The sequence below is a fragment of the Arthrobacter sp. MA-N2 genome (assembly GCF_000517125.1).
Classification (GTDB): domain Bacteria; phylum Actinomycetota; class Actinomycetes; order Actinomycetales; family Micrococcaceae; genus Arthrobacter; species Arthrobacter methylotrophus.
In genome coordinates this window covers 411,177-422,766 of the sequence record NZ_KI912156.1, presented here as the reverse complement: position 1 = coordinate 422,766, position 11,590 = coordinate 411,177, and the positions used below count along the sequence as shown (strand labels likewise).

General features: G+C 60.4%; 11 protein-coding genes. 7 read left to right on the top strand and 4 right to left on the bottom strand.

Annotated features, from left to right (window positions below; all coding sequences use genetic code 11):
- Positions 1-2 precede the first annotated feature (2 nt).
- On the bottom strand, positions 3-989 hold the full coding sequence (locus A3M3_RS0120250; RefSeq protein WP_028267863.1) for an ABC transporter substrate-binding protein: 987 nt from the start codon (positions 987-989) through the stop codon (positions 3-5).
- Between the two features lie 301 nt (positions 990-1,290).
- On the opposite strand from A3M3_RS0120250, the gene A3M3_RS26165 reads away from it, so the two are divergent.
- The 4 genes from A3M3_RS26165 (at position 1,291) to A3M3_RS26150 (ending at position 5,204) form a co-directional block, all read left to right on the top strand.
- Complete coding sequence (locus A3M3_RS26165) at positions 1,291-1,983, top strand: GntR family transcriptional regulator (protein ID WP_197023344.1); 693 nt, start codon at positions 1,291-1,293, stop codon at positions 1,981-1,983.
- 247 nt (positions 1,984-2,230) lie between these two features.
- Positions 2,231-3,463 (top strand): FAD-dependent monooxygenase, encoded by a 1,233-nt coding sequence (locus A3M3_RS26160; RefSeq protein ID WP_051423431.1) that lies wholly within the window; start codon positions 2,231-2,233, stop codon positions 3,461-3,463.
- Entirely contained in the window at positions 3,463-4,290 is an 828-nt protein-coding gene (locus A3M3_RS26155) for an SDR family NAD(P)-dependent oxidoreductase (protein WP_051423430.1), read from the top strand. The genes A3M3_RS26160 and A3M3_RS26155 overlap by 1 nt, the downstream gene beginning before the upstream one ends.
- 38 nt (positions 4,291-4,328) lie before the next feature.
- The gene (locus A3M3_RS26150) at positions 4,329-5,204 is read left to right on the top strand and encodes a fumarylacetoacetate hydrolase family protein (protein ID WP_051423429.1); all 876 of its coding nucleotides are present in this window, start codon (positions 4,329-4,331) and stop codon (positions 5,202-5,204) included.
- Between the two features lie 60 nt (positions 5,205-5,264).
- Here A3M3_RS26150 and A3M3_RS0120225 read toward each other — a convergent pair whose 3' ends face one another.
- Together A3M3_RS0120225 and A3M3_RS0120220 are read right to left on the bottom strand one after the other, a co-directional pair.
- Complete coding sequence (locus A3M3_RS0120225; RefSeq protein ID WP_028267862.1) at positions 5,265-6,233, bottom strand: acyl-CoA thioesterase; 969 nt, start codon at positions 6,231-6,233, stop codon at positions 5,265-5,267.
- A 160-nt stretch (positions 6,234-6,393) separates the two neighbouring features.
- Complete coding sequence (locus A3M3_RS0120220) at positions 6,394-6,828, bottom strand: DoxX family protein (protein ID WP_028267861.1); 435 nt, start codon at positions 6,826-6,828, stop codon at positions 6,394-6,396.
- A gap of 398 nt (positions 6,829-7,226) precedes the next feature.
- Here A3M3_RS0120220 and A3M3_RS0120215 point away from each other — a divergent pair, with 398 nt between their 5' ends.
- On the top strand, positions 7,227-7,760 hold the full coding sequence (locus A3M3_RS0120215) for a type 1 glutamine amidotransferase domain-containing protein (protein WP_028267860.1): 534 nt from the start codon (positions 7,227-7,229) through the stop codon (positions 7,758-7,760).
- Positions 7,757-8,761 carry a PDR/VanB family oxidoreductase gene (locus tag A3M3_RS0120210; protein WP_081736973.1) on the top strand — a complete coding sequence of 335 codons (1,005 nt, stop codon included), beginning with the start codon at positions 7,757-7,759 and terminating at the stop codon, positions 8,759-8,761. The genes A3M3_RS0120215 and A3M3_RS0120210 overlap by 4 nt, the downstream gene beginning before the upstream one ends.
- Before the next feature lie 80 nt (positions 8,762-8,841).
- Here A3M3_RS0120210 and A3M3_RS0120205 read toward each other — a convergent pair whose 3' ends face one another.
- On the bottom strand, positions 8,842-10,110 hold the full coding sequence (locus A3M3_RS0120205) for an amidase (protein ID WP_081736972.1): 1,269 nt from the start codon (positions 10,108-10,110) through the stop codon (positions 8,842-8,844).
- A 171-nt stretch (positions 10,111-10,281) separates the two neighbouring features.
- Here A3M3_RS0120205 and A3M3_RS26145 point away from each other — a divergent pair, with 171 nt between their 5' ends.
- Positions 10,282-11,505: an aromatic ring-hydroxylating oxygenase subunit alpha gene (locus A3M3_RS26145; protein WP_081736971.1), complete on the top strand. Its 1,224-nt coding sequence runs from the start codon at positions 10,282-10,284 to the stop codon at positions 11,503-11,505.
- The last annotated feature ends 85 nt before the right edge of the window (positions 11,506-11,590 follow it).

Here is an 11,590-nt window from a genome sequence, read left to right as displayed (position 1 = left end):
AATCACTTTCCGCCCACGATGGTTTTGCTGATGTCCACGGTGCGGGTCGAGAACTTCTCCTTGGCCATGACATCGGCGAGTTCCTGAAGCTTTTCAGTGTTCACGGCTGTGGGAAATACATAGGCGGGAACCTTCTGCGCCAATTCGGGTGTGAGCGTCGTATACGTCGTGACGAAGTCCCGGTACACCTTGGGATCGGCGTTGAGCGCGTCCGCGGCCTCCTTCATGGCGGCTTGGAAGGCGGCGACAGTGCGGGGGTTTTTCTGGACAAAATCGGCCGTCATCACGTAGCCCGCGATCGGGGATCCCGTCAGCGAGTCTTTGTAAGGATCGATGATGAGCTGCGCGCCTTTGGACTCCGCGATCGTTGAGAAGGGGGGAAGCAGATAGGCAGAGTCGACCTTTCCGCCGGCCAGGGCATCAACCAAGGTGGGCAGGGGCAGCACCTGGAAGTTGACCTTTGACGGATCGAGCCCTTTTTCCTGAAGCACAATTCGGGAGTTGAGCTCAAATGTCGCTCGGGGCTGATTAACGGCGAGGCTCTTGCCTGCCAACTGTCCGGCCGTCGTGATTCCGGATGTCTTCATGGTGTAGATGCCCGTTTGGGTGTCAGGTTCACCGTCGATCCCGGGGAAGACAGCCTTCAACGGCACGTTTTGGGCTACCGCCTGGATGTAGGTGGTCCATGACATCGTCACTGCCTGGTAGCTATTGGCAACAAGGGGCGGCACTTCCGATGCACCCTTGGGATCGATGTCGATGTTCAGGCCATGCTTCTCGAAAATTCCCTTGGCCTTGGCGTAGTAAATAGGCGCGAAGTCTCCAACGGGGGTGACGCCGATCTTCATCGTCGAAATTTCCGGCGCCCCCTCTGCAGTGGCTGCCGGCGTGGTTGCGTTTGCGGAGCAGCCAGCCAATGCGAGCACGCACAACGCTGCGGCGGTCGTTATTGATTTGGTGCCGAGTCTCTTGAAGCCGTTGATTTTCACGACATTCTTCCTTTCAGGGTGATGTCTTTGGGCGTACGCGGGACAGTCGGCGATAACCGGAGCTTTGGGCTCATTCCCGCTTTGGGTGTTTCCCCTGGATCGCAAACGTCTGGGGGCTTCTCGCCATTGAGAGCGCGTAGGCCTGCTGTCTTGCCTCTCATGCGCCGGTGCTTGAGGGCCTGCCCCGTGAGCAGCCTCGCACTTTGGAAACAACCATGTGACCTAGGTCATCATGCTAAATCGTAAATGTCAATCAAATTTCGAAAGTTGCTATATATCTCGAAACCCTCATAATGGAAACGTGGCTACCATCAACCAGACCAAAGGCGAGATCGTACTCCGGGCACTCCGAATGGATATCTTGAGCGGTCAACTTGCGCCAGGATCCAAGCTCGGGTTTGCGGAACTCGGTCGCCGATACGAAACAAACACAGGCGTCCTGCGCGAAGTCCTCCCGCGCCTGGTCGAACAGGGGCTGGCAACAGCACAATCGCAGCTTGGCTACCGCGTGATCACCGTCAGCGTCCAGGAACTCGAGCATCTAACTGAAGCTCGGGTGGCCATCGAGACTCAAGTCCTGCGGCAGTCCATCCGGTGCGGCGACCTCGATTGGGAATCTGCGCTGGTTTCCATCCATCACCGGCTGACTCAAGTTCCGACCCTTGATGACCGGGGCAAGCTCAATCCCGAATGGCTCGCGGTTCACAGGCGATTCCATGAAGCTCTGCTGGACGGCTGCCCGAACCCGCAGCTCCGCGCGGTTGCCCAACGCCTTCGGGACGCCGCTGAGGTCTACCACTGCTGGATGATCAGCGGCATTGCCCATCCGCAGGATCGCGATGTCGAGCACGAGAGACTTGCCTCGCTGGCCGTCTCGCGGGACATTCAGGGTGCCGCGAATGCGTTGACGGAGCACATTGAAAAGACGACGGAGCTCCTCCTGGAATCCCAGCGGCGCCGGCCACTAGCCGACGCTGGGATTGACGCCGGGTAGCTCGGCAGTCACAAACACGCCTCTCGCGGTTGGGAATCCGACGGTCAGTGCGGCCGGCACCCGCTAGCCAGCCGGGGCATCGGCTGGCCAAAACCGCCAAGTATGACCTTTGGGCTTTGTCGCGCCCTCACCGCAACTCACACTTTCGATATAAATTAGTAATTTCGAAATTTCGTTGACATTTACGATTTAGCGTGATGATCTAGGTCACAGCTCGAATCGGCTGACTGATTAGTAAGGGGTAGTGATGCTGCAAGTTCTTGTCATCGGGGGAGGCATTGGTGGTCTCGCCGCAGCGGTAGGACTACGCCGGGCCGGCCATAGGGTGACGGTGTTGGAGAGGTCAACGTCGATCGGAGAAGTGGGCGCTGGCGTGGGCATGGCTTCCAACGCCACCAGCGCCTTGGAATTCCTCGGCGTCCGAAGTCAGCTGGAACCGGCGGCCAACGCTGTCGAAGCGTGGCTACGACGCCGGTGGAAAGACGGCAGTGTCATTGGGTCGGTCCCGCTGGGAGCGGTAGCTTCGGAAAGGTACTCCTCCCCGTTCTGGACCGTGCACCGTGGTGACCTTCAAGCGGTGTTGCACCAAGCAGCCACCGCATTGAACGGTGCAGGCGAACCCGTGCGCGTCCGTCTCCAATCCAAAGTGGCCACATTGGATACCGCTGAGACCTGCGTCGAGCTGGAGGGCGGCGAAAAGTTGGCCGCAGACCTGATCGTCGGTGCGGACGGAATACGTTCGATCGCTCGGCAGGAGATTGCCGGCGGGGATGAGCCTGTTTATAGCGGCAATGCCGCGTATCGGGTCCAGGTCCCCCGAGAAGCACTTCTGCAAACCGAGAGCCTGCGATCATTCGCTGAAATACCCACGATGCAGACCTGGATGGGTCCTGGCGCTCACGTTGTGCTCATGCCGGTCAAAGGCGGAAGCGTCCTGAACATGACCGTGTGCGTGACCGAGCCGCAATCGTCTGATCCTTCCTGGTCAGGATCGTCCAGCGCGGAAGACCTCCTCGCCAACCTCCAAGGCTGGGACGCGCGAATGGAACTATTAGTTCGCTCCGGAGGAGCGGTGAATCGTTGGGATTTGTTCGATCGGGAACCATTGTCGCGTTGGGTGGCTGGCAGGACCTGTCTGCTGGGGGACGCTGCGCATCCGATGCTTCCTTATCTGGGACAAGGCGCGGCTCAGGCCCTCGAAGATGCAGTCGCCCTGAGCCAAGGCCTCATCGCCGCTGATCCCGGAAGCGTTGCAGAGCAGCTCCAACGCTATGAAGAATTGCGTTTGCCGAGAGCTAGCGAGGTCCAGAACGGTTCCCGTGCCAATCGCGAACTCTTCCATTATCAGGATGGACCCGCGCAGGTAATCCGTGACGCAGATCTGGCCGCCAGAAGTCCTATCCTTGCCGGCTTTGACTGGCTCTGGGGCGGCGGCCCCAGCCAGCTGAAATCCCTTACTGAGACCAGAGGAGCAATCTAGTGCAGAGCAACAGATTCGCAGGAAAGAATGTTGTCGTTATCGGAACAGGCATGGGGCTGACCGGTCCCGACGACATCAGTACCGCAAGCGCCAAGGCGTTCGCCAAAGAAGGCGCCGACGTCGTGCTCGCCCAGTTCACCCAAGAGGCTGCTGATGCTTGCGTCAGCGAAATCCGGTCGTCGGGCGGAAGCGCCCGGGGTTATGCACATGATCCCCGTGATCCAGCCGCCGTCTTCGGACTGGCCGAGCACGTTAGCAAGGAGTGGGACCGGGTCGATGTCCTTGTCACACATCACTTTGCAACTCAGATGGTGTCTGTTGAGGATCTCTCCCTGGAAACCTGGGAAGAAACGATACGCGTCAATCTGACCGGCGTTTTCACGGCCACTAAGGCCTTCCTCCCTATGCTCAAGGCGGCAGACGCTGCTTCGATCGTCCACGCGGGTTCGATCGACGGGAACTTCGGAAACGTCAACATCCCTGCGTACTCTGCCTCAAAGGGGGGCGTTCACGTCCTGATTCACGTGTTGGCCGCCGAACTGGCGCCTTACGGAATCCGAGTAAACGGCATTGGCCGCGCATCGTCAACGGCGATGACGCTCCCCCCGACTATCCTCAGCGAATTGGCGAATGCTACTCCGCTGGCGCGTTCCGGCCGCCCGGAGGAATATGCCGACGCGGTGCTCTATCTTGCTTCGCCGCAATCCTCGTACGTTACCGGGGTGATTCTGCCCGTAGACGGGGGCCGGAGTGCCTTGACCGGGGGCTGTACTCCCGCGTATCAAGGCTTTGCCCGGCCGGAGAGCCCACAGCCAGCACTCAACTAGATGCCGGTGACCTTGTGGTCGCCCGAATGGAGGAAACAATGAAGATTGCTAATTACGGTGGCCGGCTCGCTCTTACGGACGGGAAATCTGTCATGGATGTGGAGGCCAGAAGCAACGGCCGCTTCGCCTCTGATCCAGGCGCGATTTATGGCGAGTGGGACGAATTCAGCCTGTGGGCGCAGACCGTCACAAAGGATGCCGCAGAAGAGCTTGATAAATCCAAGCTTTGGGCCCCGTCGCCCCGTCCCTCGCAAATATTTGCCGTGGGACTGAACTACAAGGATCACGCCGAAGAGATCAAGGCGCCTCTTCCCGATTTCCCACAGGTATTCACAAAGTTCCCTTCGTCCCTCGCTGGAACCACCACACGGGTGATGCTTCCCGAGGAGGGCAATTGCGATTGGGAAGCCGAGCTCGTGGTGGTCGTCGGCTCAGGGGGACGGGACATTCCAGTCGATGAAGCGTTGAACCGTGTCGCAGGCTTCTGCGTTGGCCAGGACCTCTCTGACCGGAGACTGCAGACGCATGGTGCTGCCCCGCAGTTTAGTCTCGGCAAATCTTTCGAGGGCTTCGCCCCCACGGGTCCCTGGCTGGTTGGCACGAGTGACTTCGACGTCAATGGTGCGAGCGTTGAGTGCCGGCTCAATGGGGAAGTCGTCCAGCAGAGCACCCTTGCCAATATGGTGTTTTCTGTGCCGGAGCTGATTTCCAAGATTTCCTCGGTCGCAGAGCTGCGGCCGGGTGACCTGATCTTTACCGGGACGCCTGCAGGCATCGGCGCCGTGCGTAATCCGCAACGCTTCCTTTCCGAAGGAGACACTCTGACCACCACAATTTCCGGCATCGGATCAATTGTCCAAGATTTCGTCCGCGACAAGTTCGCCGAACATGTCCTGGACCGGGCGACACGCTAGAACGACAGTCATGTTCGCCAACGAGCTAGCTGTTCTTGGATCCTAAGACCCGCGCAGCGTCTACCCGCCAGTCAGCAAGTGGTCCGGCAGCCGGTTTCCCGGAGCCCGTCCGCGGATCTCGAGCAGCTCGCGGGCGTGCGCGTGCAGGCGCCGGTCCTCGTCGGTTTTCGGGACCCATGGCGGGATCGGAACGGACGTTCCGCTCTCGTCCCTTGCCACCATAACTGTCAGGCAGTAGGTGGTGAGGTTCATCTCGCGGCTCTTCGGATTTCCTGAGCGCACGTGCACGGCAATATGCATGCCTTTGTTGCCGGTGTAAACAAGCCGGGCTTCGACTTCCACTACATCGCCGATCAGGAGAGGGCGGTAGAACCGCACGCCGCCGGAGAATACGGTCACGGTGTCCTTGCCGCTGTAACGGGAAGCGCAGACATAGGCGGCCTCGTCAATCCACTTCATGACGATGCCGCCGTGGACCTTCCCGCCCCAGTTCACGTCGGTGGGGGCTGCCATGAAACGCAGGACCACGCGCTCGGCCGTGCCGGCGTCGGTATATTCCTGGGCGTTCATGGCTTCGACGATCTTCTCCCGCACGGCGATCCGCGCGAGGGCGTTGTCGCGCTGCTCCGTCTCCTCCGGCGTCGACGGCTCAAACTGGGGGACCGGAACCGGGCGACCGTCGGAACCGACCGCAACGAAGATCACCAAACACTGGCTGCTCATCGTGGCGGCCCCGCCCTTGGGGTCGCCGGAGGACACGATGGTCCGGATGTGCATGGAGGAGCGGCCCGTGTAGACGATGGTGGCTTCCACCTCGACCATGTCGCCGCTGTTGACGGGATCGGCGAAATGGATGTTGCCGACGTACGCCGTGACGCAGTAGGACTTCGCCCAGCCAACAGCTGCTGCATAGGCAGCCTTGTCCACCCACTCAAGGACTGTGCCGGCGTCGACGGATCCGCTGTGTCCGACGTCGGTGGGGGAAGCAAGGAACCGCAAGGTGACGGAGTGGGAGGGGAGCTCGCTCATGACGTGAGTGTATCGACGGCGGGTCTGGTGATGCGCTGTGTGACGCGCAAACGGGCTGGCGACGCGCAGACGGGCTGGCGACGCGCAGACGGGCTGGCGACGCCCGGATACGAGAGTCGCCAGCCCGTTGGGGTGTCGCCAGGGTGGAGCGAAGGGGATACTAGGCGAGGACGCTCAGCCTGGAACCCTTCCGGCCGAAGGCCACGGCGTCTACGGAGATCCGCCCGGCGCCGGTCAGTGCAACTGCAGCCGCTGCTGCGGCGAGGGCCAGGACCAATTCGTAGCCGCCCTTGTCTGCAAATAGGCCAGCGGGGGCGTGGACCAGGAACAGGGCGCCGAGCATGTCCAGCGCAAGGAGGGCAGCGAAGACGCGGGCCAGAACACCGGCGACGAGGGCGATGCCGCCGACCAGCTCAAGGGTAGCGACGACCGGGGCCACCATGTCTGCGGCGGGGACGCCCATCTTGCCGAAAGTTGCTTGGGTGCCGGCAATGGTGAATTCGTTGAATTTCTGCCAGCCATGCGCGGCGAAGATGAAGCCGACGATGACGCGCAGGACGGTAAGGGCTGTGTTGGTCAGGGTGGACTTGTTCATGTGATTGCATCGTTTCCGGGTAGCGGTTGGCTGTCTCGAAGCCCGCGGCGAATGCCGATTTGTTGAAGCTTCAAGTCAAGTTTCGCGAACTTTGCTTGAAGTGTCAAAAAAGCGCGACCGGGGTACATCTCGGCACGAGACACAAAGGCGCGGGAGTCCGAACCCCCTCCTGCGCCCGGCGGCCGTCTTGGCTGTGAGCACGCTCCTTCCGCTCGGTGTTAGGTATCAACCAACATTAGTCACGGCAGGCAGGGTCAGCGCATTCTGAAATTAATGAAATGTGCCCCAAATCCGGCGAATTGAGCGGTGGCAGCAGCGCGGGTTCTTGACAAGTGTTCACTTACACAGAACACTGATGTCAGTTGATTCCTCCCCTTCCACCAAGAAAGGTACCCACCGTGTCCCTGGAGAACATCCACGTCGTAATTGTCACCGCCGACTTTTTCGAGGAGTCCGAAGTGATCTATCCGTTGTACAGACTTCGAGAAGCCGGGGCCACCGTCACGCTCGCGAGCCCTCAAGGCGGGCCGTTGGCGGGTAAATCCGGTCTTCGCTCTCTGGCCGCGGACAAGAGCTTCGAGGAGCTGGAGGCGGGTTCCTTTGATGCCGTACTGATTCCGGGCGGCTTTGCGCCGGACATTGTCCGGCGGTCCGAGCCCGTACTCCGGTTCCTACGCAGCATGAACGCCTCCGGCAAACCCATCGGCATGATCTGCCACGGGGGATGGGTAGGCATTTCCGCCGGAATAGTTGCCGGTCGAAGCCTGACCAGCGTTCCGTCCATCCGGATTGACCTGGAAAACGCGGGCGCGACCTGGATCGATCAGGGCGTTGTGGAGGACGGAAGCCTGGTGACAGCACGAGTGCCGGACGACATGGGCGTCTGGATGAAGGCATTCGTCGGCCTTTTGGAAAGGACCACAGGAAAATGACTGACGTAACGCTCCAGCGCCCGGATGGAGAGCTTGACTCCCTCCAGGAGAGTTATCCGGTGCGGGTCATCGAACGCCGTGACGTGGCCGAGGACACCATTTCCCTGACCCTGAAGCGAATCGATGGTCTCGACTTCCCCGCGTGGGATCCGGGTGCCCACATCGATGTGGTCCTGGGAATGGACAGCAACGGCGAAGCTCTCAGCCGCCAATACTCCCTGTGGGGGGATCCGGGGAACAGATCCGTCTGGCGAATTGCCATACTCAAGGATCCCAAGAGCCGGGGCGGGTCAGTAAAGGTCCATGAGACTCTGGCCGAGGGCGTCCGTTTAACCGTCAAGGGACCCCGCAATCATTTTCCATTGGAACCTGCCGGAGAGTATGTCTTCTTCGCGGGCGGAATCGGGATCACTCCCATTCTCCCTATGGTGCGTGCCGTCGCGGCGAAGGGTCAGCCGTGGCGACTGTATTTCTTGGCCCGGAACAGGGCCCGGCTCGCGCTCCTCGACGAGATCGCATTGCTGCCCCACGGCCGGGTTGTGTTGCACTGCGACGAAGAGGCCGGATTGATCGATCTTCTGTCCATCACAGGGGATCTGGGTCCGGATGTCGACGTGTATGCATGCGGCCCGGGTCCGCTGCTGGATGCCTTGGAGAACCTTTCGGCACACATGCCTTGGACCTTCCACTGTGAGCGGTTCGCCGCTCCGGCCAGCAGAGCAGGTTCCGATGAGCGTCCCTTCGACGTGGTCATGTTCAAGTCTGGCAGAACGGTTCACGTTCCGGTGGGGGTGTCCTGCCTTAAGGTGTTGCGCGACAACGGCGCCGACGTGGACTGGTCCTGCGGGGAGGGCGTCTGCGGGACATGCGAAACGGAGGTGGTGGAGGGCACGCCCGACCATCGTGATGCAGTGCTGACTCCCCAGGAGCGCGAGGCGAACGAAACCATGATGCCCTGTGTCTCACGTTCAAAGTCAGCCCGTATCATCCTGAACATCTGACAGGACGTCCTCGTTCGAGAAAGTAATGAGCCGGGAGGCTGACAGGAATGTCTTGTCAGCCTCCCGGCTCATCGTCGTCTTCAGATCCCCCACAAGGATTCAAGCCGCGTCCCTGCGGCGAAGAGACTCCCCTCTTGACCGGGGAAACCAACGAATTGGTGTCCAAGCGGCATGCCCGACTGCCCGCGTGCGCCCGGCACCACGACTGTTGGGAGACCCAGTGCTTGCCATGGCCGGCTCAGCAGTGGATTTCCCGTCGATTCCAATCCAACGGGGGCGTGCGACTGTGCGGCAGGTGCAAGGACCAGCGCGCCTTGAAGCTCGGACCTCAACCCGGATTTCAGCTCCCGGATCGACTCCAGAGCCGAGATGTACGCGCGTTCCTCAATCGTCCTGCCGCGCCTAAAGAGCAAACGCAGCGGCTCGCTGAGTGACTCAGGATGCTGGGCCTCTTCCGAGCGAAGCCGCACGCTCTCATACGCCATGACGGTCATGTGGGCATCCACCAACTCTTCGGCCTGAACATCAAAATTCAGCGGGCGCACTTCCAGACCTGATCTTTTCAGCATCTCGCCCGCGGATTCTAGAGTCGATGCCATGTCATCCGCTACTTCGAACGAAGAGCCGGGTTGCCACATCCGAACTTGTAGCGGTGCTGCCTGGACCGGGGCAGGGCCCCGGCCTACCCTGTCGACGACCCTGAGATCCTCAATCCCGGCCGTGAAAAATCCCACGGCGTCCAGAGTGCTGCTCAATCCGGTAATGCCGGCGTGAGGATAGTCTCCAGGGGCTGTCACGTGGGCCGCCACCCCGCAGTACGCGGCCGGCCGGGCAACTGATGCCGCAGTTTGAGAGCCGAGGGCAAGGGGCACCATGCCGGCTGCAACGGCCGCAGCGGACCCGGAAGAGGACCCTCCGGGTGTATGACGGGCGTCGCTTGGGTTTGAGGTGGGCCCCGGACTGAAGTAGGCGAACTCGGTCGTGACGGTCTTTCCCATGACAATTGCCCCGAGGGTCCGCAGTTTCCGGACCAACGAGGCGTCCGAAGCTGCCACATGGTGTTGACGGAGGATGGAGCCGCACCGCGTCGGTAATCCGGCGACATCGATAATGTCCTTGACTCCGATGGGGACCCCATGGAGGGGCTTCCTTTCGGAAGGTGGAATCCGGTCCAATGCGGCGGCATCCCTCAATGCGCCGTCAGCGTCCACCCTCACCCAGGCCGAGACCACGTCTTCGACTTCATGAATCCGGTCCAGCGACTTACCCACGGCGTCCGTTGCCGATACCTGGCCCGACTGTAGCTGCTCTATCAAACCAAGCAATGGCCACGGTCCAAATACATTCAATGCGAGCTCCTTCCGGCGACCCTGGAGACCACCAATGCCTCGAGACCTGTAGTTTCAGGAATTGCTCGAGTGGATTCTCTCAGAGAACACCCGTTGACATATGTTCTGTGTAAGAGAACACTATATGAGAGCAGTCATTCCCGACAGACCCTAAACGAGAAGGAGACCATCATGCGCAGTCCAATACCCGTCGAGGTGTTCGATGCAAGTTGCGGAGACATCAACGAAGTAGTCGCCTTCCCTCCGGAGGCATTCACCTCACCCGAGTTCCACGAGTTTGAAATGGACGCCGTGTTCGGCCACGAATGGCTGTGCATTGGGCGCGCGACGGACATCCCGAACAAGGGTGACTACTTCACCGTTGACGCTCTAGATGAACAGCTTCTGATCGTCCGTCAGAGTGATGGAACCATTCGCGCGCAATCCAATGTCTGCCGCCACCGTGCCATGAAGCTGGCCGATGGGCAGGGAAACGCCCGACGGTTCAAGTGCGACTACCACTCATGGGTCTACGGGCTGGACGGAGTCCTGCAATCTGCCCCGGATCTCAATGACAACCCCTGCTTCGTCAAGTCTGAGGTGCAACTCCCGGAGATCCGCTCCGAGGTTTGGGAAAACTTCATCTTTGTCACCTTTGACCCGGACATCCCGCCGTTGAAGGAACGGCTGTCGGCCCTCGCCAAGTACCTCACTAACTGGGGCATCCCCCACCTGAAGTCTGCAACGCCGCAGGAATTCTTCCCCGTCGATGTGAACTGGAAGATCTTCGGAGACGAGTGCTACCACTGCGCACATCTGCACTCCAAGAGCTGGTGCCCGATGTACGACACCGCCTCCGAACGCATCGACTACGACTCTCCGGTCAACGAACCGGAAAAGGGCGTCATTGCCTACGACCTGATCAGCCTGGAGAAGGATCTCTCACCTACAAGGACGGGCAAGAACCTTCAGCCGGTGCTCCCGGAACTGACAGATGACGAGCGTCGGCGCCTTATCTATGTCACGGTTGCCCCGAATCTGCTCTTGATCGCCATGCCGGACAAAGTGAAGTACTTCATGTGGCTACCGACAGGACCCACGACGTCGGTGTTCTCGGCCACGTGGATGTATCCCGAATCCACGCTTCAGAAGCCAGGCTTCGCAGAGGAGTGGAAGATGGAGGTTGAGGACCTCAAAGAAGTCATGGAGGAGGACGTCTACGCGTGGACATCAGTCCAGAAAGGGATGTTCTCCAGGAACGCCCCGCGAGGACGCTACGCACCCAGCGAGGTGGTTCTGGTCCGTTTGAATGAATGGCTTGTCGAAAAGTACCGTGCGGCCGACGCGAAGGCCCCCAATGCCCAGACCGTTCCAGACGCTGATCTGACTCCAGCCCCGGTCAGTGCCGGGGCCTGAACTCCGGCATTGCCGCTGGCCACAACGGGCCCGCTAAAGAATTCACGACATCGCAGCAGGTGGCGTATCGCGTCAGCCTTCCGTG

Excerpts from the sequence above, each read along its gene's own strand:
- A3M3_RS26145 (WP_081736971.1), top strand. The coding sequence starts at position 10,282 with ATGCGCAGTCCAATACCCGTCGAGGTGTTCGATGCAAGTTGCGGAGAC.
- A3M3_RS0120225 (WP_028267862.1), bottom strand. The coding sequence starts at position 6,233 with ATGAGCGAGCTCCCCTCCCACTCCGTCACCTTGCGGTTCCTTGCTTCC.
- A3M3_RS0120210 (WP_081736973.1), top strand. The coding sequence starts at position 7,757 with ATGACTGACGTAACGCTCCAGCGCCCGGATGGAGAGCTTGACTCCCTC.
- A3M3_RS26150 (WP_051423429.1), top strand. The coding sequence starts at position 4,329 with ATGAAGATTGCTAATTACGGTGGCCGGCTCGCTCTTACGGACGGGAAA.
- A3M3_RS26160 (WP_051423431.1), top strand. The coding sequence starts at position 2,231 with ATGCTGCAAGTTCTTGTCATCGGGGGAGGCATTGGTGGTCTCGCCGCA.
- A3M3_RS0120220 (WP_028267861.1), bottom strand. The coding sequence starts at position 6,828 with ATGAACAAGTCCACCCTGACCAACACAGCCCTTACCGTCCTGCGCGTC.